24 protein-coding genes are annotated in these 23,912 nt (G+C 30.9%); 18 read left to right on the top strand and 6 right to left on the bottom strand.

The genetic code is table 11. The features are described 5' to 3' along the window. Positions 1-3: 3 nt before the first annotated feature. The 5 genes from mutL to ACJJVO_RS02080 all read right to left on the bottom strand — a co-directional run bounded on the left by mutL (position 4) and on the right by ACJJVO_RS02080 (position 3,868). Entirely contained in the window at positions 4-1,863 is a 1,860-nt protein-coding gene (mutL, locus tag ACJJVO_RS02100) for a DNA mismatch repair endonuclease MutL (protein ID WP_405569859.1), read from the bottom strand. Beyond that, the gene (locus ACJJVO_RS02095; protein WP_405569857.1) at positions 1,863-2,168 is read right to left on the bottom strand and encodes a hypothetical protein; all 306 of its coding nucleotides are present in this window, start codon (positions 2,166-2,168) and stop codon (positions 1,863-1,865) included. Before ACJJVO_RS02095 ends, mutL begins: the two co-directional genes overlap by 1 nt. Positions 2,169-2,177: 9 nt before the next feature. Continuing rightward, a complete protein-coding gene (locus ACJJVO_RS02090; protein WP_405569854.1) occupies positions 2,178-2,393 on the bottom strand; it encodes a hypothetical protein in 216 nt (71 codons plus the stop codon). 200 nt (positions 2,394-2,593) lie between these two features. After that, complete coding sequence (ribH, locus tag ACJJVO_RS02085) at positions 2,594-3,100, bottom strand: 6,7-dimethyl-8-ribityllumazine synthase (protein ID WP_405569851.1); 507 nt, start codon at positions 3,098-3,100, stop codon at positions 2,594-2,596. Between the two features lie 3 nt (positions 3,101-3,103). Then, positions 3,104-3,868 carry a tetratricopeptide repeat protein gene (locus ACJJVO_RS02080; protein WP_405569850.1) on the bottom strand — a complete coding sequence of 255 codons (765 nt, stop codon included), beginning with the start codon at positions 3,866-3,868 and terminating at the stop codon, positions 3,104-3,106. Positions 3,869-4,007: 139 nt separating this feature from the next. Between ACJJVO_RS02080 and recF the strand changes: the two genes are divergently transcribed. From recF to ACJJVO_RS01990, 18 genes are all read left to right on the top strand, one after another. Next, the gene (gene recF / locus ACJJVO_RS02075) at positions 4,008-5,087 is read left to right on the top strand and encodes a DNA replication/repair protein RecF (RefSeq protein ID WP_405569848.1); all 1,080 of its coding nucleotides are present in this window, start codon (positions 4,008-4,010) and stop codon (positions 5,085-5,087) included. Continuing rightward, entirely contained in the window at positions 5,084-5,527 is a 444-nt protein-coding gene (locus ACJJVO_RS02070; protein WP_405569846.1) for a lipocalin family protein, read from the top strand. The genes recF and ACJJVO_RS02070 overlap by 4 nt, the downstream gene beginning before the upstream one ends. Beyond that, entirely contained in the window at positions 5,520-5,978 is a 459-nt protein-coding gene (locus ACJJVO_RS02065) for a hypothetical protein (protein WP_405569844.1), read from the top strand. The genes ACJJVO_RS02070 and ACJJVO_RS02065 overlap by 8 nt, the downstream gene beginning before the upstream one ends. 2 nt (positions 5,979-5,980) lie before the next feature. Next, entirely contained in the window at positions 5,981-6,277 is a 297-nt protein-coding gene (locus ACJJVO_RS02060; protein WP_405569842.1) for a DUF721 domain-containing protein, read from the top strand. Between the two features lie 203 nt (positions 6,278-6,480). Beyond that, entirely contained in the window at positions 6,481-8,892 is a 2,412-nt protein-coding gene (locus ACJJVO_RS02055; RefSeq protein ID WP_405569839.1) for a penicillin acylase family protein, read from the top strand. Beyond that, positions 8,892-9,248, top strand: a complete 357-nt coding sequence (locus ACJJVO_RS02050; RefSeq protein ID WP_405569836.1) for a hypothetical protein — start codon at positions 8,892-8,894, stop codon at positions 9,246-9,248. The genes ACJJVO_RS02055 and ACJJVO_RS02050 overlap by 1 nt, the downstream gene beginning before the upstream one ends. A gap of 901 nt (positions 9,249-10,149) precedes the next feature. Continuing rightward, positions 10,150-10,632 carry a hypothetical protein gene (locus ACJJVO_RS02045; protein WP_405569835.1) on the top strand — a complete coding sequence of 161 codons (483 nt, stop codon included), beginning with the start codon at positions 10,150-10,152 and terminating at the stop codon, positions 10,630-10,632. Positions 10,633-10,634: 2 nt separating this feature from the next. Next, positions 10,635-11,159, top strand: a complete 525-nt coding sequence (locus tag ACJJVO_RS02040) for a hypothetical protein (protein WP_405569833.1) — start codon at positions 10,635-10,637, stop codon at positions 11,157-11,159. 225 nt (positions 11,160-11,384) lie between these two features. Further along, positions 11,385-11,882, top strand: a complete 498-nt coding sequence (locus ACJJVO_RS02035; RefSeq protein WP_405569830.1) for a hypothetical protein — start codon at positions 11,385-11,387, stop codon at positions 11,880-11,882. Positions 11,883-12,067: 185 nt separating this feature from the next. Beyond that, positions 12,068-12,439, top strand: coding sequence for a transposase (locus ACJJVO_RS02030; protein ID WP_282032724.1), 372 nt, complete (start codon positions 12,068-12,070; stop codon positions 12,437-12,439). A 128-nt stretch (positions 12,440-12,567) separates the two neighbouring features. Then, on the top strand, positions 12,568-13,290 hold the full coding sequence (locus ACJJVO_RS02025) for an IS3 family transposase (protein ID WP_405570522.1): 723 nt from the start codon (positions 12,568-12,570) through the stop codon (positions 13,288-13,290). Positions 13,291-13,350: 60 nt separating this feature from the next. Then, a complete protein-coding gene (locus ACJJVO_RS02020) occupies positions 13,351-16,761 on the top strand; it encodes a T9SS type B sorting domain-containing protein (protein WP_405569827.1) in 3,411 nt (1,136 codons plus the stop codon). A gap of 169 nt (positions 16,762-16,930) precedes the next feature. Beyond that, complete coding sequence (locus tag ACJJVO_RS02015) at positions 16,931-17,554, top strand: hypothetical protein (protein ID WP_405569824.1); 624 nt, start codon at positions 16,931-16,933, stop codon at positions 17,552-17,554. Between the two features lie 172 nt (positions 17,555-17,726). Next, positions 17,727-18,362 carry a hypothetical protein gene (locus tag ACJJVO_RS02010; protein ID WP_405569822.1) on the top strand — a complete coding sequence of 212 codons (636 nt, stop codon included), beginning with the start codon at positions 17,727-17,729 and terminating at the stop codon, positions 18,360-18,362. A gap of 151 nt (positions 18,363-18,513) precedes the next feature. Then, positions 18,514-18,924: a hypothetical protein gene (locus tag ACJJVO_RS02005; protein ID WP_405569819.1), complete on the top strand. Its 411-nt coding sequence runs from the start codon at positions 18,514-18,516 to the stop codon at positions 18,922-18,924. Between the two features lie 829 nt (positions 18,925-19,753). Further along, on the top strand, positions 19,754-20,155 hold the full coding sequence (locus ACJJVO_RS02000) for a hypothetical protein (protein WP_405569817.1): 402 nt from the start codon (positions 19,754-19,756) through the stop codon (positions 20,153-20,155). Positions 20,156-20,353: 198 nt separating this feature from the next. After that, the gene (locus tag ACJJVO_RS01995; protein ID WP_147299250.1) at positions 20,354-20,539 is read left to right on the top strand and encodes a hypothetical protein; all 186 of its coding nucleotides are present in this window, start codon (positions 20,354-20,356) and stop codon (positions 20,537-20,539) included. A gap of 16 nt (positions 20,540-20,555) precedes the next feature. After that, on the top strand, positions 20,556-22,199 hold the full coding sequence (locus ACJJVO_RS01990; RefSeq protein WP_405569814.1) for a glycoside hydrolase family 30 protein: 1,644 nt from the start codon (positions 20,556-20,558) through the stop codon (positions 22,197-22,199). An 86-nt stretch (positions 22,200-22,285) separates the two neighbouring features. On the opposite strand, the gene ACJJVO_RS01985 is transcribed toward ACJJVO_RS01990, so the two are convergent. Further along, positions 22,286-23,758, bottom strand: a complete 1,473-nt coding sequence (locus tag ACJJVO_RS01985; protein ID WP_405569812.1) for a T9SS type A sorting domain-containing protein — start codon at positions 23,756-23,758, stop codon at positions 22,286-22,288. Between the last annotated feature and the right edge of the window lie 154 nt (positions 23,759-23,912).

The raw sequence follows: 23,912 nt of genomic DNA, 5'->3' as shown, positions 1-23,912 counted from the left end.
ATTCTACATAAATTTTTTCTCAATATCATCAACAGCCATAGTTATAAACGTTGGTCTATTAGTTGGTGACACATTGGGTTCCTTACAGGCAAATAAACTATTCACCATGTGTTCTTGCTCTGTACTATTTAAAGATTGACCGTTTTTAATCGCTAAACTCTTCGCCATAGATTTTGCTAATAAATCTGCAGCACTAAAGTTAGTGTCTGGTACATCATTCTCTACATCGCTAATTAATTGTTCTAAAATTATAGACACTTCACTTTCTGGCACTCCTACAGGAACTCCTGTAATCATAATCTCCTTGTCATTCAATTCAGAAAACGCAAAACCTGTATGTTCTAAATCAGATTTTAAATCGGCTATAATTTTTGTTTCGTTTGGTGTAAAATGTAATTGTAACGGAAATAATAATTGCTGACTCGTTGCTTCTTTTACGGTTATATGTTTTAAAAAATTCTCATATAAAATACGCTGGTGTGCTCTATTTTGATCAATAATCAACATACCAGATTTTAAAGTACTCACAATATATTTATGCTGTAACTGAAACGTTGTTTTTCTAGTTTCAATTGCTGAATCATTAAAGATAGATTCATCTTTAGATTCACTTTCAAAAGTTACTTGACTAAAATCACTCTCAGAATTATTTCCTTTAGATTCTAAACCTACATACATACTTTCCCAAGATGCCGAAGGTGACGATTTAAACCCTGTATTTTGTCTCGTTGTTTTTTCCTTTCTATCAACATCTTCAGAAAATGGATTAAAACTACGATCCACTTCTATTGCTGGTATTGAAGCGTTTTTATTTTTATAATCGTAAGGTGTATTTAAACTACTTTGATGTTCAAAATCTAAAACTGGTGCAATATTAAACTGACCTAAACTATGTTTTACAGCCGAGCGTAAAATAGCATAAAGCGTATGCTCATCATCAAACTTAATTTCAGTCTTTGTAGGATGAATATTGATATCAATAGATTTTGGATCAACGGTAAGGTTCAAAAAATAACTTGGATGGTAACCATCTTTTAATAAACCTTCAAAAGCAGATTTTATCGCATGATTAAGATAAGGGCTTTTTATAAATCGCTGATTAACAAAGAAAAATTGTTCTGACTTTGTTTTCTTTGAAAAATTAGGTTTACCTACAAATCCAGATATTTTTAAGACTTCAGTCTCTTCTTCTACAGGCACTAGTTTTTCGTTAGTTTTAGTTCCGAAAATATGTACTACACGTTGTCTGTAATTTTCTTGTGGCACATTAAATAAGTCACTGCCATTGTGATAAAATGAAAACGCAATATTAGGATGTGCCAAAGCTACGCGATGAAATTCATCTGATATATGCCTTAACTCAACCGTATCTGATTTTAAAAAATTTCGTCTTGCCGGAATATTAAAAAACAAATGCTTCACAGCAACCGAAGTTCCGGTTGGAGTAACAACAACTTCTTGCGACTTCACTTCACTACCTTCTATAATAATTGTAGTTCCTAAATCGTCTTCGTCTTGTTTTGTTTTGAGCTCAACGTGTGCAATAGCCGCAATACTCGCTAAAGCTTCACCTCTAAATCCTTTGGTGTTGAGTTGAAATAAATCCTCTGCTGCTCTAATTTTTGATGTCGCATGACGCTCAAAACTTAATCTAGCATCAGTAACACTCATGCCTTTTCCATTATCAATAACTTGTACTAAGGTTTTACCAGCATCTTTAATAATGAGTTTTATTTCCGTAGCACTGGCATCAATGGCATTTTCCATTAATTCCTTAACTACTGAAGCTGGACGCTGAACTACCTCACCTGCTGCAATTTGATTGGCAACATGGTCTGGTAAAAGTTGAATAATATCTGACATTAGCTTTTAAAAGAAAAAATAGATAAGTCGAAATCTATGATATAAAGAAAAATTAAAACGAAGATTCCAATTAAGAGTAAAATGGTTCTATTTAAACCTGAATTGTTTCTAGTTCTGCCACTTATTCTACTATCGTGCCATTGCCCAGAAAAATCATTTTTATTATAAGTATCTGCGTAAGCATCAAACTTTGACGCATGGCCTGATGTATCAATGTCTTCTTTACCTTTATAATATCTTGGTGTATAATTAAACCTTTTATTTCTAGGTAATTTTTTAATTAAAGTGAATTTTATTGGTCCCATAATACTGTCTTATTTAATATATCCATCAAGGACATAAATTAAAACAAAAATAAAAACGAGTAAACTAATTAATACAGCTAACGATGTTAGCATACTTCCTTTGCGTTTACCACCTTCTTTAAGTTCATTCCATTTAGTTTCTAAGTCGTCTTTCGACTTTCTATTAGCGGAATCCTGAAGTCGAGATTTGTATGTGAAACGTTTATTTTTTCTTTGATTAAACAAAAGACTTGTAATTTTATCCAGATTAATCTCAAAAGTACTGAAAATACAAGGAAATAACCCTTAAGGATTCCTTAAAATTATTAACAAAAAGGATGCCAGAGTGAGCTATTTGCAGTGTACATAATTATACAGTACCTATAACATGCATTATAGATGTAGATATTTTAAGCTTGTAAAACGAGATACTGAGAACCGAAAACCTAATTTGTTTCCTTACGTAAAGCTGCCATTTTTATTGCAGCAATTGCAGCTTCTGTTCCCTTATTACCGTGTATTCCACCAGAACGATCAATGGATTGTTGCATATTATTGTCGGTAAGCACACAGAATATTACAGGAATATCCCCTTTAAGATTAAGGTCTTTTATGCCTTGAGTAACACCTTCGCAAACAAAATCGAAATGTTTAGTTTCGCCTTGTATTACACAACCTATAACAATAATAGCATCTAGCATACCAGAATCTGCATAAATACTTTTACTCATTCTTGCAGCTCCATACGTCAGCTCAAAAGTACCTGGAACATTCCAGCGCACAATGTTTTCTTTTAGAGAACCACAGTCTATAAGTGCTTCAAAAGCACCTTGCCATAAACCTTCGGTAATTTTATCATTCCATTCTGAAACAACAATCCCAAACCGAAAATCTTTCGCGTTTGGGATTGTTGCTTTATCGTAATTAGATAAATTATGATTTGCAGTTGCCATATACTATAAGCTTGCTTCTACTCTTCCTATTAATACATCTGCATTTTTAGCTTCAGTTGAAGCAGAAAACTCAGACTTAATTCGTGTTAAATAATCTAACGCCTTACTGTTTTCTCCTAAATTAATAGCAACACGAGCTGCTTTCATTAAATATAATGGAGTCGTAAAATCGTTAACATTAGCTTTAAATGCTTTTTCATAGTATTCTAAAGCTTCAGATTTTTGTTCTAATTGAACAAAAGCATCACCAATACCACCTTTAGCAATAGGATTTAACATTTTATCATCACTAGAAAAATTACCCAAGTGCGTTACGGCATTTTGATAATCTTTAAGGTTTAAATATGCCATACCAGCATAATAATTTGCTAAGTTAGCTGCAGGAGTACCACTATATTCGCTAATAATATCTAACATTCCGTACTTTCCTTCACCACCTTCTAAAGACATTTTATAAAGTGAATCTGAAGAAACACCACTAACAGCTTCATCAAAATACTTTTTAGCTGTGTACATTTCATTCATAGCATCCTTTTGTTGTGGTTCTGCTACTATTTTGTTATATCCTAAATATCCTAGAACAATTACAGCTACCAATCCAACAAAACCTAAAATATACTTTTGGTTTTTCACAGCCCATTCTTCAGTTTTGGAAGCACCTTCATCTAAAGTGTTAAACACTTCTGCTGTTGTTGATTCTTCTTCAAAAACCTCTTCCTTCTCTTTTACTGTCTTAGGTTTGTAGCCTCTTTTCTTATACGTTGCCATAAATTGTCATTTTGTGCGTCCGCAAAAATAAAATTTTTATTGGGATTTAAAAGCCTATTTATTTGTTATTTTTGAATAATTATTTTAAAGCCCAAATGCTTTTCTACATCAGTAAAATCAAGGAATCTGTTTGTTTTTTATGAATCTAAACACACTATCTTTAGTTAATTATAAAAATTTTGAAAGTCAGGTTTTCGATTTCGACGCCAAAATCAATTGTTTTGTTGGTGCAAATGGCATCGGAAAAACCAATGCACTTGATGCTATTTATCATTTAGCTTTCGGAAAAAGTTACTTTAATCCTATTGCAACTCAAAATATAAATCACAATGCCGATTTTTTTGTAGTCGATGGAATTTTCACTAAAAATGAACGGGATGAAAAAATTATTGTGTCCTTAAAACGTGGTCAGAAAAAAGTAATTAAACGCAATAGTAAAGCCTACGAAAAATTTAGTGAGCATATTGGGTTTATTCCTTTGGTTATTATTTCACCAGCAGATCGCGATTTAATTATTGAAGGTAGCGATACGCGTCGTAAATTTATTGATAGTGTTATATCACAAAGTGATAAAAGTTATTTAACCGAACTCATAAATTATAATAAGGTATTAACACAACGAAATGCGCTCTTAAAGTATTTTGCCCTTAATAGCACCTTTAATAAAGACACGCTTGCTATTTATAATGAACAGCTCCATACTTATGGTAGTGCCATATTTAAAAAACGAGACTCTTTTTTAAAAACCTTTATTCCTATTTTTAAATCGCGCTACGAAGCTATTAGCCAAAGCAAAGAAGCCATAGACTTAACTTATAAGAGTGATTTATTTGATAATGAATTAAATGATTTACTGAGCAAAACCATTAATAAAGATAGAGCATTGCAATACACTAGTGTTGGCACACACAAAGACGATTTAGTATTTTTAATTGATGATTTTCCGATTAAAAAATTTGGAAGTCAAGGACAACAAAAATCATTTTTAATTGCTTTAAAACTGGCACAATTCGATTTTATAAAACAACAAAGCGGAGTTTCACCTATTCTATTGTTAGATGATATTTTTGATAAGTTAGATGAAAACAGAGTCGCACAAATTATTAGTTTGGTAGACGATGCGCATTTTGGTCAGATTTTTATTAGCGATACGCATGCAGAACGCACAGAAGACGTTATAAAACAAACACATCAATCGTATAAAATTTTCAAATTATGAAAAACGTTTCTAATACTATTAAGCACTTTATTTTTTTATTACTTGCGATTGTAATATTCAGCTGTACTAAAAACCCAGAAACTTACATTAAACATATAGACGGTTATTGGGAAATAGATGAAGTTACTATGGCAGATGGTAGCAAAAAAGAATACAAATTCAATGAAACTATAGATTACATCAGTGTTAATGATAGTTTGAAGGGATTTCGAAAAAAATTAAAACCAGGCATCAACGACACCTATTTTTCTTCTGATGACGAAGAAGCTATTGTATTAAAAATTGAAGACAATACATTAAACATCTACTATAATACGCCTTACGCTAACTGGAAAGAAACCGTTTTAGAAGCTACAGAAACGCAACTACGCATTATTAATGAGAGTGAAAATATTTACCTTTACAAACGTTATACTCCTATAAAATTAGATATTGAGTAGCAGGCAAAAAGATACCATATATATTGAACGATGGGAAGGTTCTTTTTTATATCCTGCTGAAGATGAAAACTACGACATACCCAAACGCGTAAATTTTAAAATTGATGTAGAAGTAAAAAATGAGATCTTTATTGGCACACATTCTGATGAGGAATCAGCGCCTCTTTTTGAGGAAGACGCTAAGGTAAAAGGTTATTTTGAAGACGACTTTTTAAGTTTCATTTTAAAGTATCCTTATCTTTATTATTTAGATAAATTTGGGCAACATAAAACAGATAGAAATCAAAATCATCCAGAAATTCATTATTATGGCAACTTCAATCAAAAAACAAATTCTTACCTTGGTGCTTGGGAAATGTTTGAAGAATTTGAAGATGAATATGGAAGTCCTTGGATGGAAAGAACCGAAGGCACATGGGAATTTAAAGTCATGTCTTCAAAAGTAAAATAGTTATGGCAAAACGAAACAACGATAATCAACCAATACAAGATATTTTAAAGGAATTTGTACAATCTAACAATTTACAATCTGGTTTAGACAAAGTAGATGTGCGCGAAGCCTGGGCAAATCTTATGGGAAATGGCGTTAATAATTACACCACTGCTATTGAATTAAAACACGATACGCTCTATGTACAACTCAGCTCAAGTGTTTTGCGAGAAGAACTTAGCTATGGCACAGAGAAAATTGTAAAAATGCTTAATGAGTCGCTTAGAAAAGAAGTAGTAAAAAAATTAATACTCAGATAAAGCCCTATTAATCAAAAAGTTTACTTCTACTTTCTAAATTCAATCTTTTTTATTTAAAATATCGCTTTAGTCTCTACAACTACGAGGTATACTTCTGTGTGAATAATAGCAAAACCTATAATACTTAGCAATAATAATTAGCCCAATTCCGCTCTAAGTTTTAGATAATTTCCTATTTTTAAATTCTACTCAAATTTTGGACTATGAAGTATTTTAAACTCATTCTATCCTTCGTATTAACAGTCGCTATTTTTTATGCACTAAATACCAAGTTTGGTTCTATACCACCAATAGGTAAATTTCTTAATCCATATTCTGGTGTTTGGCAAAATGAAACTGATGAAGCCATTTCAGGAGACATCACTATTGCTGAATTACAAAACAAAGTCACTGTTCATTATGATGCAGAGTTAATTCCACATGTGTTTGCACAAAACGAACTCGATTTATACAGAGCACAAGGCTATTTAACCGCAAAGCATAGACTTTGGCAAATGGAATTTCAGACCTATGCAGCTGCAGGTCGTTTATCTGAAATTATTGGAGAAGGAGCACTTAATTACGACAGACAAGAACGCAGACGTGGTATGGGTTATGGCGCAGAACAAGCCTTAATAAAAATGCATGAAGACAAAAGAACCTCTGCCATTACTAAAGCATATGCAGATGGAGTTAATAGTTATATCAATCAATTAGATTCTAAAAATCTTCCTGTAGAGTACAAATTACTAGATTATAAACCAGAACCTTGGACGCAAAAAAAGACAGCACTACTTCTTATGTATATGACTAAAATGTTGGCTGGTGGAGATGAAGATATGGAAAACACCAATGCGTTGCGTTTATTTGGTAAAGAACGGTTCGATTTATTATTTCCAGATTTCTTTGATATTACAGATCCTATAATTCCTAAAGAAACCGATTGGAGTTTTATAGATGTTCCGCAAACACCAACACCAAATAGTCAACCTGTTTTAGATTCTATTGCAGAAACCATTGATAAGCCAGATCCAAATTATGGCAGTAATAATTGGGCAGTTTCTGGTGAAAAATCAGCTACAGGACATCCCATTTTAGCAAACGATCCACATTTAGGACTTAACTTACCTTCTATTTGGTTTATTATGCAATTAAGCACACCTAACCATAATGCTTTTGGAGCAACACTTCCTGGTGCGTTGGCTGTTATCTCTGGGTTTAACCAATATATTTCTTGGGGAGAAACCAACGCAACAAGAGATGTAATAGATTGGTATAAAATTGAATTCAATGCCGATAGAACACAATATAAATTCGATAACCAATGGAGAGATGTTTCCGTTAGAGTTGAAGACATAAAAATAAAAGGAAAAGAAACCTATAAGGATTCTGTTCTATATACACATCATGGTCCTGTGGTTTATGACAAAAACTTTAAATCTGACCAAGAACGCGCAGGTTATGCCATGAAATGGGTTGGCCATATTGGAGGCAACAACCAAAAAACCTTTGTAGATCTTAATAAAAGTAAAAATTATACAGACTACGTTAAAGCGCTAAGCAGCTATACAGCACCTGCTCAAAACTTTGTCTTTGCATCTACCGAAGGTGATATTGCCATATGGGTTCAAGGTTTACTACCTAATAAATGGGAAGGTCAAGGAAAATTTGTAATGGATGGTAGCAAATCTGAAAACGATTGGCAAAGTTACATTCCGCAAGCATATAACGCACACACTAAAAATCCGGAACGTGGTTTTGTGAGTTCTGCAAATCAATCTCCTGTAGACGAAGCTTATCCTTACTTTGTATTTAATGATGGGTATGAAACGTATAGAAATAGAGTAATCAATGATTTCTTTAATGCTAAGGACAAATTTAGCATTCAAGATTTTAAGGATTTACACAATAACAACTACAACCTTAAAGCGGCTGAATTAATGCCTTTTATGTTAGAAACCATGGATATTTCTAACTTAACAACTGAAGAAAAAGAAATTTTTGATATTGCTAAAGCGTGGCAATACAATAACGACATGGAAGAGATTGGGCCAAGTATTTGGAGTGCATGGTGGAACATACTTTATACTATGATTTGGGACGAGTTTGATATTAATGATACTGCAATAGATCCTCCATTTACCTACCAAACCATTTATTTGTTAAAAACCAAAGGAGACGATGCCTTTATGGATATTATTGGCACACCAGAAACAGAAACAGCTAAAGATTTGTTTAAACTAAGTTTTAGCAAAACTGTAAAAAAATTAAACGCATGGAAAGCAGAAAACGGAGATCTCAATTGGGTTAACTACAAAGGCACATATGCTGGTCATTTATTACAAGCGTTGCCTGCCTTTTCTCGATTTGATATTCCTATAGGAGGAGGAAAAAATATTGTAAATGCCACCTCTAAAAATTGGGGACCTTCTTGGCGAATGATTGTAGAAATGACCTCACCTCCTACTGCTTTGGGTATTTATCCTGGTGGACAGTCTGGAAATCCTGGCAGTAAATATTATGATAATTTTATAGACGATTGGGCAGCTGGTAAATACCATCGTCTTAATTTTCTACAAAGTAGTACGGCAACCGATGCTATTATTGGCACACAAACCCTAACACCAAGCAAGTAATGAATAAGACTATTATCAATTTTATAGCCACAATTGTATTAGCATGCGTCTTAGCACTAGTCTTACCTTGGTGGTCTGTTATGACAGCTGCTTTAGCCACTGCTTTATTTATTCCTCTAAAAAAAGCATCTGTATTTTTTGTACCGTTTTTTGCCATTCTTTTATTCTGGGCAGTTTATAGTTATCTAATGAGTAGTGGAAACGATTTTACTTTAGCTAAGCGCATTGCTATACTTTTACCATTAGGAGGTAACCCATATGTATTAATGCTAGTTACAGGTATTGTTGGAGGTTTAGCTGCTGGTATTGCTGCTATTTTAGGGAAACAATTAAGTTTAGTGCTTAAAAACAACTAGAATAATTTAAAAATACTTAGCTTTATAATAGAAACATTAATAGCTCATATCCCTAAAATAAAATGGGATAAATAGTGAGTTTGTTTTTATATAACGAGTTAGCTTTAATGCTGGAGCAAGTTTGCAGATTGAAAAAAGCTTTATATATTTTTTCGATTTTTTTTAGAATTTTAAGGCAGATAAATCAGAAAAACTGTGTTCGGAATTTCAAATTTTCTGGAATTATCAATCAAAAGTGGAATGAAACTTAACAGCGGAATTACTTACTCAAACTCTGAATTGAATTACGTCTGACTTTTTAGCTCGTTTGCGCAATCAGAACAGGAAAAACAACTTGGGAATTGCTCACTCAAACCTGAATAAAAAAAATGCCGGAATTTGAGCAAGTTCACAAAATTGAATTAATTTAAAAACTAGATTTAAGTAAGTTTATGGAATTAAAAGCCTTAATAATAAATACATCGGGAAATTTGAAAGGATATATTTTCATTTTTATCTTATTTACTTATGTGTTTTTTATTGGTTATTTACACAACTATAGATTTATGAAGTCAAAGTTTTATCTACAAAAAATTAAACCTCGCTCATATTTTTTTGAACTAGGATTTTATCTGTTATTAACTCTTTTATTCATAATATCACTATTACTTTTATCATTCATTTTAATAGAGTTTATAGGAATTACAAGCGACTAGAAAAGAATGAACAAAAACGAAATGAATAAATAAATAAATAAATAAATAAATACATAAAAAGCACTAAAAGCTAACACCGTGTATAATTAATTGCTTGGTTACTGCCGACTCACGAACATTCCTGCGGAATATTCTATCTGTAATTTATTTGCTAAATTAGTTGCTTAACCACGCAACTAACCATACACCGAACCGTTGTAAAACATTTGAAAAAGACAATCAGCATACTAACATTCTTCTTAATTCTTTCTTGCTCTTCCGAAAAAGACAAGATTGAAAAAAGTACTGATATGACTTATTTAGGTGGAATTATAGAAAACTATATGTTTGAGTGTACTGACGCAAATCAATTAGAAGTTCACACTAAAGCGAAATATAACCCAACCGATTCTACTTTAACTTTCTTTATTGGTAAATCTAAAACAGAATTCTTTCAAAAGTGGGAAATTCCATTACAAGATATTTATGTGGATATAAATTTTATTCATTCATTGACAGATACAATGAAACAAATAAACATTAAAGCAACTGAAAAAGATTCTGTTATTCAATATTCTGACAAAAAAAATATGACTTTTAAAATAACAAATTCTTATAATATTTATTTATTTGATTGGTGTGATAAGGAAAAACAAGAAAACTTTATAAGTGCATTAGAGAGAATAACTGAATTAAGTAAACTTAAATAAAAATGGAAGAAACCATCAAAAATGGTATTCCTATTCACGTTGATTTAGCACCAAATCGTGACGAAGTTTATTCAGGAATTTGCCTAAAATCTAACGACAATATCTTCATATTTATCTGTTTTAATGACGAGACAAAAGAATTTGATGGTTTTGCAATTATTAGAAATTTCGAAATTGAAAAATATCGAAAATGGGACGAAGAAGAATTAAGTGAAATAAAGAATAACAATTACTCGGAATTTATCGGAAAACTACCACTCGAAAAAATGAACAATATGTTCGAATGTTTATCGGAATTGGAAAACGAAGAGTTGATTGCAGTATTTACAGAAGATGATGATGATTCATATTTTGTCGGACAAATTAAAAATCTAACAGAAAATGAAGCGGAATTAAAATTAATGAATGAAGATGCGGAATGGATTGAAAATAAGAAAATAAATATTGCCGAAATAACTTATATTGGATTTCGGACAAGTATTGAAAAAGAGTTACTGAATAAAAACGTTTTACAACACCGTGTATAATTAATTGCTAGTTTTAAGCCTACTTACGAACATTCCTGCGGAATATTCTATCTGTGATTTATTTGCTAACTTAGTTCCTTAAATCACGCAACTAACCATACACAATCACGTTAACATACATTAAGGAAACGAGTTTACTCAACGAAAAAGGGCGTTCACTCATTTATAATTTTGTGCTTTATTTATTAATAATAGTTTTGATTTTAAACTAAAAAAACAAATTTTATGAAAAGCTTTCTATCAATAGTTATACTTATGAGTTTCCTTAGTTGTAATTCTGACAGAAAAACAACAGAATCAATAGCTGAAACTGAAAAACCAAATTCAGAACTCATCGGAATTTACGAATTCAAAACATCTGAACCACGAGAAAATCATTACATTACAATTGACACTTTGAATGGAAAATTTGCAGGATTATATTTTGGAACCAAAGACGGAAACGATCACGGAATTTCATACTATGGAAATAAATTAGAAAACTTAATTATTAAGAAAAATAAAATTCAATTTGAAATTGGTAATCGTAATCTTTACGAATCAACTTTATTCAGAATCGTTAAACATAAAAGGGATTTGGAAAATGACTCAATTATTGGAGTTTCAAAAAGTAGATTAAAATATAAAGGAGAGATTTTAAAAAACAAATTTATACTTAATTGTGAATCTGAATTTCAGAATTGTTGGAAAAAAGAACTCACATTTGAAAAGCTAACTGAATAAATAACGTATGCTAACACTGTATATAATTTATTGTTAGTTCTAACCTACTTACGAAAATCCTCGCGGATTTTCTATTCGGTTTTTATTTGCTAATTTACGTGATTAACCACACAACTAACTATACACAAGACCGTTACCATTAATTTTGAGTCGTCCTGAATAAAGGCTACATAATTTTAAACATTATGTACAAAAATGACAAAGTAATTAGACGTTACTCAGAACCTTTTAAATTAAAAATTTTAGCCGAACTTACAACCGGTAAACATACAAAGAGCGAACTTTGTAAACTCTATTCCATTGCACCTACAACGGTTAATGAATGGATTAAAAAGTATAATCGTAAAGACTTAATGAACACAAGAGTAAAAGTGGAAACAAAAGACGAAATATCTAGAATTAAAGCACTTCAAAAAGAAATTGAACAGCTTAAAAAACTACTGCTTAAGAAGGATCTGGATGCTATGGTATTGGATTCCTACCTAGAAGTTGCTGCTGAAGATCTAGGCTATAAATCAGTTAATGAGCTAAAAAAAAAGTTAAGTATAAAGCCTTAACTAAAGCCATTGAGAAATCTAAGGCTTTTGCGTCTTTAAAGACTATAACCTATTGTTTTGGACTTAAACGCGATGCTTATTACAAGTATAAGCTCAGAGCTGATAAGCGTTTAAAATTAGAGTAACAAATTATAGAAATTGTACGTAAAAGACGTAAATCCCTTCCTAGAGAAGGCGTGCGTAAACTTATTAAATCCTTAGATAAAGAGTTTACCAAAGCCAACCTTAAAGTTGGTAGAGATACTTTATTCAATATCCTTAGAAAACATCAAATGCTTACACTTAGAAAGAAAACCAGTGCTAGAACTACTAACTCATATCATCGTTTTTATAAGTATAGTAACATTATAAAAGACTTAGAAATTACAAGACCTAACCAAGTTTGGGTATCTGATATAACCTATATCAGAACTGTAAAAGGCTTTTGTTACTTAGCTTTAATTACAGACATGCATTCTAGGAAAATTGTTGGGTATGACCTTAGTGATAGCTTGGAACTTAAAGGTTGTGTAAGAGCACTTAACAAAGCTATTTATCAAGCTAAGGATATTAAACAGCTTATTCATCATTCCGATAGAGGAATACAATATTGTAGTAATGTATACACACAGATACTCAAAAGAAAAAAGATAGGTATTAGTATGACACAAGAAAATCATTGTTACGAAAATGCCATCGCTGAGCGTGTAAACGGCATATTAAAAGATGAGTTTTATCTAGACCAGACCTTTGATAACGTGGAACACGCTAAAAGAGCTGCAAAAAATGCAATTAATCTATACAACGAAATAAAATTACATTTATCTTTAGACTATAAAACACCAAATATGGTATATAAATTATCAGCGTAAATCAATTTTAACCTGTAGCCATATTTCAGGACTAGACAGCTAAAAAATGCGCAATACATAATGAAAATATATAATTTAGAAACAGAAAAGCTCTTTCAAAAGAGAAAAATTGAATACACAAATAAACCTGAAAAAATTTCTAATTATTTTAATTTAAAAAAAACAACCTTTTTATTATTAATTATTTGTTTTAACTCTAACAATCTCTTTGGTCAAAGAGAAGCAAAAAATTGGTATTTTGGTAGAAATGCAGGTATTGAATTTACTTCAAACTCATCCCAAAGGCTAACGGATGGTAATATAGAAGCCGCGGAAGGATGCGCCTCTATTTCTGATGCTCAAGGAAACTTATTGTTTTATACTGATGGTTTTAATGTAATGAATAGTAATCATGAATTAATGAACGTAAATGATGAGTTGTTAGGTCATTGGTCTACAACGCAATCATCAATTATAATTCCGAAACCAAATTCCAACTCTATTTATTACATTTTCACTTTAGATGTGCCTACTACAGAAAATGCTGAATATTATCCAGATCCTAATCCAGATCCTACTCATTTTAATATTTTTGACGATTCTTCTCCTTCAGATGATGGTCTTAATAATGGGCTCAATTACTCAATAGTAGATATGACTTTGAATAATGGTTTAGGAGGAATAACATCGTCAAACAATCATTTAATAACATATGATCCTAACAACACAGAAGAAATTAAATTTAAATGCTCTGAGAAACTAACAGCTGTTTATAATAATGACAACTCCGCAATATGGATTTTAACTCATTTTATTGACAAGTTTTATCTTTTTAAAATAGATGAAAACGGTATTGATCAAACCCCAATTATACAGCAAACAGTACCTAATGTACCTTATAGTGGATATGACAGTAATGCTATTGGTTATATGAAATTCTCACCCGATGGTTCAAAAATAGCTATGGCAAATAATTCTATGGGAGCAGATAATTCCAATGGCATAACAGATGGAAGTGCTTTTGTTTTCGATTTTAATAACACAACTGGTATTATTTCTAATCCAGTACAACTAATATCAAGTCTCTATCCATATGGAGTTGCCTTTTCTCCTGATAGTTCTAAATTATATTTTCATATTCAAGGCGACGGTTTTAATGACGAAATGTTTCAGTTTGATTTAAATTCAAATAACGAAATGCATGATTTAAATGCTTTTGGCGAACCATATGCTATGCAATTAGGTATAGACGGAAAAATCTATTTTTTAAATACCTGGTATAATGGGTATATTAATATGATAGACAATCCTAATGATAGTGGACTTACAATTAATTTCAATAATATTCTACCGCTTAGAGACTTTTTTACACAACCAATAAATACTAGAATTGGGCTTCCAAATTTCATCCAGACTTATTTTAATCGTTCTATTAAAACTGAAAACTTATGTGTAGGTGAAGAAACTACTTTTGAAGCTGTATATGGAATCCAAGAAATTACTCAAGCTATTTGGGACTTTGGGGATCCTGCTTCTGGTATTGAAAATTCTTCTACAGATTTAAACCCAACCCATATTTTTTCTAGTGAAGGAGTCTATAATGTAACAGCAATAGTAACTACTAACATTGGAGACACACTAACAGTAGAAAAAAAAATTGAAATATTTGACTTAAGTATTTCGGCAAATCAAATAGATGATTTACACTCATGTGAAGACAGTTTTAATTCTGGTTTCTCCACTAATTTTAACACTTCTAACATTGAGAATGATTTAATTGGTTCTCAAGCTGGACTTAATATAGATTATTATGACAGCAATGGAAACCAACTTCCAAGTCCATTGCCAAACCCAATGACTAACTCAATATCTTATCAAGAAACAATTTTAGCAAGAGTGTATCACACAAGCAATATAGACTGTTATAATGATATTTATTTTGATTTGATTGTAGATACAATACCTCTACTTAATGAAATAGGAAACATTTATGCATGTGACGATAATAATGATGGCTTCACAAATTTTGATACGTCTGTTGTAGAATCAAGTGTTATTGATGATTCAACTGGATTAACAATTGAATATTATGATGGATCTGGAAATACCTTACCAAGCCCATTGCCAAATTCATTGATAAACTCACAACAAAATATAGAAACTATTACTGTAAGAGCTATTGACAATACTACTTCTTGCTATTCTGAGACTTCGTTTGATTTAATAGCTAGACCTATTCCAACAGCATATAATCTTGATCCTTTAATTGGTTGTGATGACAATAATGATGGGGTTTCAGAATTTTTCGACACTTCATCAGTTGAAGTAACTGTTTTAAATGGACAAACTGGAATGTCTGTCACTTATTTTGATGAGGATGGAAATGAATTACCTAGCCAATTACCAGACCCTTATACAAATACTATTCCTTTTATTCAAGATATCACAATTCGTGTTACGGATATAGAGTCTGAGTGCTATTCTGAAACTATATTATCTTTGGAGACTTCCATACAACCAAATATTAATCAGCCAAATAATTTATATGCTTGTGACCAAGGTAATGGTTATGCAGAATTTAACACATCGAGTATAGAACAAGAACTGATTGGAAATCAAACAGGATTATTTATACAATATTATGATTCTGATAATAATCTACTTCCAAGTCCTCTACCTACATTATTCCAAAATACTGAGCCTTTTTCTCAAACCATAAGCGTTAGAGTTGAGGATGTCTCAAATCCTATTTGTTATTCAGAAACAGCTCTTAACTTAATCGTAAATGAATTACCCCAAATTAATTTAGAAGATGAATACTTCATTTGTAATTTAGAACCATCCATTTCTTTAAACATAAATTCTGGCTTTAATTCATATAATTGGTTCTTTGAAGATGGAACTCTAATTTCAGATACAAACAGTGCAGAAATAATAGAAGAAGGAAATTATACTTTAACCGTTACTCAAATGGAAAATGGTATTACTTGTGAAAATTCATTTGAATTTACTCTTATTCGTTCTATTTTGCCTGAAATACAAGAGGTTATTTTTGGAGAGTTAGGGAATAATTATATTGAAATTATTGCATCTGATAATGGGTATTTTGAATACTCAATTGATGGTATTAATTACCAAGACAGTAATTATTTCTCAAATATTCAAGGTGGAATGTATACGGTATTTGTGAGAGATAAAGATGGTTGTGGACAAGATTCAGAAGAAGTTACAGTAATTGATTACCCAAAGTTTTTTACACCAAATAACGATGGATATAATGATTTTTGGCAAATTAAAGGAATAGTTAATTTTCCTAATTCAAAGACTTCAATTTTTGATAGATATGGAAAATTATTAACTACAATATCATCAAATGAAATAGGTTGGAACGGACTTTATAATAGCAAACTAATGGTGTCAAATGATTATTGGTTTAGAACTGACCTCGGTAATGGTCGAACTTTTTCTGGACATTTCTCATTGAAAAGATAAAAGCCAGTTGCCAACATTGTATAAAAATAATAGCAGTTTTATTGCTAAATTAAAAATAAGTAAATATAAAAAAGGTCTGTGCTTAACTGAACAGTTAGTGGGCATTAATCCGCTACTATTCTTATACTATACCGTTGGCAAACATTAACGCACGATCTGAATACATCCTATGAAAAAACCACTAATTATATTTTTTTGCTTAATCTCATTCTTAAATTCCTGTTCGCAAGAATCACAAAATCAAAATCCAATCTTTACAGGAAAATCAATTGAAGAAGCTATCGAATATGAAACAAAACTTAAATCTAAAATCAAAAAGACTTATGCTACAATAGTTTTAGCACCTGAGCTTTATCCATATGTAGATAAATATGAATTAAGTAATCCGAAACAAATTTCAAGGATTATACCAACAGATTTCCCTACAAGTATTGAATATTTCTACGATAAAAATTCTCGAGAAGTAAAGTATTCTTCATATAGATGGGCATTTATAAATAAAGTTGATGATAATACGCTATTTGACAGAAAGAAACTTCAAAAATTGGTTGAAAAAGAATGTGGAGAACTAGAAAAATATTCTAAATTCTTTTTAGAATTAGAGGAAATAATCAACAACAAATTTGCATCAGGAAAAAAATCAATTTTAAAAACCGAACCAAAAAATAAATTAATTGAATGGGAAAATAAAAATTCAAAAGGAATTTTAAAGCTGGAATTTCAAGACTGTAATGATAGTAAAAATTTACTTCCTGGATGGTTTATAGTCGAGTATGTAGAATATTCAAAATGATAGATAACTAATAAATATAAAAACGATTTGCCAACACCGTGTATAATTCATAGCTATGTTCTTCTCTACCTGTAAAAAATTCCTATGAAATAATCACTGGTTCGTATATGTTTATTAACTTAGGTGCTAAACTACGCAACTAACTCATTAACAAAAACGTTAGCTAACATTTATGAAAAGTACACTTCTAATTTCACTCTTTATTAGTTTTCAAATCAATCTAAACTATAGTTTTGATTATCGTTTAGAATATGAAATAAAGGATAATAATTTAGACTCAATTCAATTAGTTAACTATTATGTAAACAGTAAAAACAATGATTATTTCGCTGACGTACGTAAAAACATGAAAAATGGATTTAAGTTTTACTTTAGAGACCAAGACAAGCTAACTGGTCAGGCAATTATAAATGGCAATTACAAAAATCCAGGTACAGTAATATTACATGATAGCCTAACAAGTACTTTTAGTAATATGTATGATTTCAAAGCTAAAAAATATAAAATTGAGAAATTAAAAGATACTTTAATTAACAGTAAAAGTTTTGCAAGAGTAATTTTTAAATTGATTAATTCTAAAAAGGCTAAAAGAAAAAAAATCGGTAGCCACATTTATATTATAGATACCACTAAAGTAATGAAACCTTTATTAACTGACCCAACCATTTTAAACATTTGGAGACTTAACAAAAATATTCCATATGGATTGATAGTAGAAAAGCAGGTCTATAATAGCAAAGGGGAGCTATCTTGGACCGAAAAATTAAAAGAAGTAAATCCTGTAAATTTCAATCTATTGATTCAATAAAAATAATTTGCTAACTCAAGCCGTGTATAATTTATTGTTAGTACTCACCTACTAACACAAATCCTATCGGAATATTCTATTCGGTTTCTATTTGCAAAATTAGTTACTGAAACACGCAACGAAATCATACACGTTGGCAAACATATACGAAATGACTAAAATCAGATACACAAAAGAGAGATTAAGAAGTAATTCAAAAATGGGAATATTCTTTGTAGTTATCGGAATTATTCTCGTTTTGCTATCTTTTATTACTTCAGAATGGAAAGAAATTTCACTTGCATCTATCGGAATTGGACAAATAGGTGCTGGGATTTTTATGTTTATAATTTATTACTTTGAAAACAGAAAACAATATCTGACTCTCAAAAACGGAGAATTAATAAAAAACAGTCTATTTCCAAAAAAAATACAACTATCCGAAATAAAATCTATAAAGGAATTTGCTGGCGATTTAAAATTGATTACACAAAACACAGAATTTATAATTGATACTCAAATTATTGAACCGAATTCTCTTGAGGAATTGAAAAATGAATTAAAAAATTATAATCTGAAATAAAAATACGATTTCCCAACACCGTATATAATTTATTGCTAGTTCTAACCTACCTACGAAAGTCCTCGCGAACTTTCTATCTGTGATTTATTTGCTAACTTTAGTGCTTAAACCACGCAACTAAACATACGCAAACTAGTTGACATTCATTACGGAACGCACTCTCTAAATCGAAAACAGGAGTTTGATTAACAAAAAAAATGTTTGATTATATTTTAAAACCTTTACTTAAAGTTTTAACTAAACCAATTGTTTCATTGCTGATGAATTTAGTTGAATTGATGAATGAGTTTTATGAAAGCTTTAAAAGAAAAAAGTAATATGGTTTCTATTTTTTTCTAATTTAAATACTTAAAATCAATTGAATACGGGATTTAGCAAGTTTCGGAATTATTCACTCAATCGGTATTGAAAAAGTTTGTGGAACTAACTCATCCTAAAAATATAATTATGAGATATTTAAAAGGTAACCTTCGTTAGAATTGTATTAAGCTTTTTAGGTACTAATATGATGAACGAATTAATGACTGCAAATACAAGTTGTGCGTCTGTACCAATATTTTTTACTGTTACTTTCATGAGTCTTTTATATTATGGATTAACAATTTATGTAAATAATGGAAGCCAACTATGAATAGCAACTTATGAATATATCACACAATCTAAAATTTAACCGAATTATTTAAATTCTAAAAAAAAAAAAAAACGAAATAGCAACAAAGTATACAATTCATTACTTAACTAGCGCTGATTTTATAAATTACCATATATTGTACATAGAATACAACACCGAAAAGATAGATTGTAATGAAAAATTAGAAATCCTATATAAATGATCAATAAATTAAAAAGAATAGTTAAAAAATCAGCATTCACTTTCGATATCAAGCGCTTATATATTAATATTGTTACTTTTTTATTATTTCTATTAGTAACATTTTTTATACATCCGGCTTACAAAAATATGCTCATCATTATGGGTGTGTTTATTCTTCTATTTAAATTATTAATTTTATGGGCTTATGGTGGCGAAAGACTACGAAAAATAAGGATCATAAAGAAATACAAAGAATTCTTAGCGCTATTAATCTTAGTTTTTTTCCTTTTTCCTGACCTGTATTACTTATCTAAAGATTATGGAATTTTAAACACTACAATTTATACCCTTCTCTTTGTAGTAACCTGTTTTGTCGGTTTAGAAGAAAAAAATACTGAAACACCCACTTTTAAATAATTCAATACTTTCAACTTAATTATTTCCTACCATATCTAATAATCTAAGAATTAAATCTATTAAAAAAGCCAGCTACCAACTTAAGCTGTGACTAAAAAATTAACTAAATTAGATGCTTAAAACATATACACTTGAGCGAAGCTAATAGCACACAAAAGCTATAAGCAAACACGTTATAATAATTGAAACAAATTTAAAATGAAAAAAAAGTATTTTATCTATTTTATAATCATCGCAAGTGCCATACTAATGATTTATAATATTACTGAACTCGATTTTAATAATCTTAAAAAAGGACCTTTTGGAGGTATTGTTTCAATGGTACTCTTAATTTTAGCAATGATACTCACGTTAAGAGATATAAAGAAAGACGAGAACAAATAATCTGAATTTAAAAACAATGAATATCTATTCTATTAAAGCGCAGTGGAAAAACGATAAGGCTCAATTTAACTTAAACAAACCTGGCATAACAAAAATTTTATATTGGCAATTTCTAATTATAGCATTTGTCTTTGTTGGATGCGCACCTAAAAATGCATATCAAGATTATGTATCTGATGTGTATCAAACCTCGCAAGCTGGTGACAATCTCAAATTAATTTCTAGTAATAAAACTGAGGCCACATCTTCTGAACTAAAAAATGTAAGCATCGAAGTGCTTCCTAATGAAGAATTTCAAAAATATTACGGTTTTGGTGCTTCTTTTACAGAGTCTTCTGCATGGAACTTAGCCACTATTCCAGTAAATGCTCGTAAAGATGTTTTAACCAAACTTTTCAGCCCAACAGAAGGTGCTGGTTTTACGCTTACAAGAACTCATATTAATAGTAGTGATTATTCAAATAACCATTACACTTACGTTGAAGAAGGAGATGAAGATCTTTCAACTTTTAGTGTACATGAAGATATGAAAGGTTTTAGTGGTGAAGAGAATGATCAGGTTACTGGCATTGAACTGGTAGAACCTAGTTATGATCTTATCCCAATGATATTAGAGGCATCAAGTATTCCTGGTGCAGACATTAAAATTATTGCCTCTCCTTGGAGTCCTCCTTCTTGGATGAAAACAGGCGAAACTGCAGAGATGACTAACGGAAGTTTACGTCCTGAATATTATGACTTATGGGCAAAATACATATCAAAATATGTTAGTGCTTATAAAGAACAAGGCATTACACTTTGGGGAATTACGCCACAAAATGAGCCATTGCATGCTCATAATGCACAATGGGATAGTAATGGTTTTACACCAGAACAAGGTAGGGACTTTTTAAGAGATCATCTTGGTCCTCAACTTGTAAAAGATGGCCACCTTAATCTTAAGGATTTAGAATCTGGATTGCGTGTACTAATTTATGATCACAATAAATCGACTATGAACGATTACGTTGCAAAGACTTACCAAGATCCTGAAGCCTCTAAATATGCTTGGGGAACTGCGTTTCATTGGTATACAAATTCTGAGCTAAAAGCCAATAATTATTATGCCAAAGAATTAACTGAATTACAAAACAACTGGCCAAATAAAGGTATGATTCATTCAGAATCTAGCATAGATATAGATGCCAATGATCCTATTGGACAATATTGGAGAGCAAGTACAGATTATGCCGGAACTTTTGTGCCTTTTGAAACTTATACTTACGATATAATCACAGACTTAAACCACGGTACTCAAGGCTACGTTGAGTGGTGCAGTATTCTAAGCAATCAAGGGCAACCTAATCCATACAATAACTACAACAGTGCTCCTGTACTTATAAATCCAGTTACTGATGAAGTTATATATACTCCACTCTATTATTTGTTAAGTCACTTTAGCAAGTTTATCCGTCCTAGTGCGCAAAGAATTGGTTTAAAAGGAAAAGAAATAGAAGGACTAATTTATACGGCTGCAAAAAATACTGATGGCTCAATTGCTATTGTTATTTTTAACAAAAACAATGAGGCTCTTGAACTTTCCTTATCATTGGAAACGAATACTTTTACTACCAAAATTGCACCTAATGCTATTCAAACCATTCATTTGCATAATAAGTAAGGTTGAAATAAAAAAAATTACTTCGGTAAAATAATAAAGCTCCATCCTTAAGATGGAGCTTTTAAATTATGATGCGTTAAAAGCAACTATTTAACTACAAGTTTTTTAATTGCCCTACTATTTTCTCCATTACATTCTAATACATATATACCAGAATTTAAATCTAGGTTAAACGTATTAGTTCCATTTTGAAGGCTTTTTTGCATGATTAATTTACCATCAATACTGTAAATATTCATTTGATTAAATGACACATTGTTTGCTACACTTAACTGACCTGAAGTAGGATTAGGATATATAACAATTTCATTTAAAGCCAAATCATCTACACTTAAAAACGCACAATTTATTGGATCAAAAGTTACTAGCCCTAATGAACCTATATCATTTTGATGTACAATAACCGCTTCTGCATCTGCCAATGTATTAGGAGCATTATTTTCGTCCCAACAATTATGCATTGCCGTTATTTCATTATCGGTATTATTATATAGCGCATATGTAATTCCTCCATTACCATTCTCCGAAAAAACATTCTGCCCAACATTACTAGCATTATCACCTAAGTTAATTGCAGATTCTCCTTGAAGCGTAATTCCCCATAAATTTCTACGAATCTGATTTTCACTAGCAATAATGTCCATACCTTCTGAAGATGCGTTTAATGAAATACCACTTCCTCCTAAGTTAGGACTGCCTTGTGTGTTATTATCTTCGATAACATTATTTCTAATAAAGCCAGATGCATTGTCACCAAGTATAGCAATACCATAACGATTGTCTACTATAATATTATCGTCTATAACTGCGTTGATTGCTCCACCTACAAAATTAGAAACTGCAATACCGCCAACCTGATCTAAATTACGATCACCTTTAACTGTATTTTGAATAATCTGTATAGGATTATCAACCATAGTTGTTCCCATATTAATTTGAGGTCGGTTAGAATTCGCTTGGTTATTTCCTTCAATATAATTGTTAAAAATATAGGGAGATACATCACTATTGGCTCCAGAGCTTATCGCTGCAGTATCATTAAAACTAATTGTGTTATTAGTAATTTGAGCCATACCTCTAGACAAAGAAATAACTCCTCCTGTAGATACACCTGCAACATTATTGGTTAGAAAGCAATTATTTATAGTAAAGGTTTCTGTAAGCACACGCAATCCACCTCCATATTGTATCGTTGCATTTTGAATATTAATTACGGAAAACTCTTCAAATCTAAAGCCATCATAAGGTGCATTAGTATCTATAGCCGTAAAAACAGAATTGTCTGCATTTACATTAAATGTCCCAAATATTGTAATTCTTATATCTGCGCCAATTTCTAAAATGACATCAGTACCAATATTAAAAGCATCCGATGCAGAAATTGTAAGATCATCTATTAAAGTATAGGTAGTACCAGATACTGAAATAGTGGTGGGACTTGCTGTAACTAAATCGTCTAAAGTAAAAGTTACACCAGTATCTGGCGTGGTATACCCTTGAGCCAAAAGCATGCCAATTGAGCTAAAAATAGCAAATAAATTGAGTAATAGTTGTTTCATATGATTGTGATTTTTTGGTTTGCTTAAAATTAAAAAATATTAAAAACAATGACTGTTAAAACTACTTTTATATAATTTAGAATCTTGAACTAAGAAGATAACTTACACTATCAAAAAATAATTGAGGTATTATTTGAAAAGGCTAAATTGCTGC

It is taken from the genome of Winogradskyella sp. Asnod2-B02-A (genome assembly GCF_045063645.1).
Lineage (GTDB): Bacteria > Bacteroidota > Bacteroidia > Flavobacteriales > Flavobacteriaceae > Winogradskyella.
The sequence above is the reverse complement of the archived record's forward strand: the minus strand, read 5'-3'. Positions and strand labels throughout refer to the sequence as shown.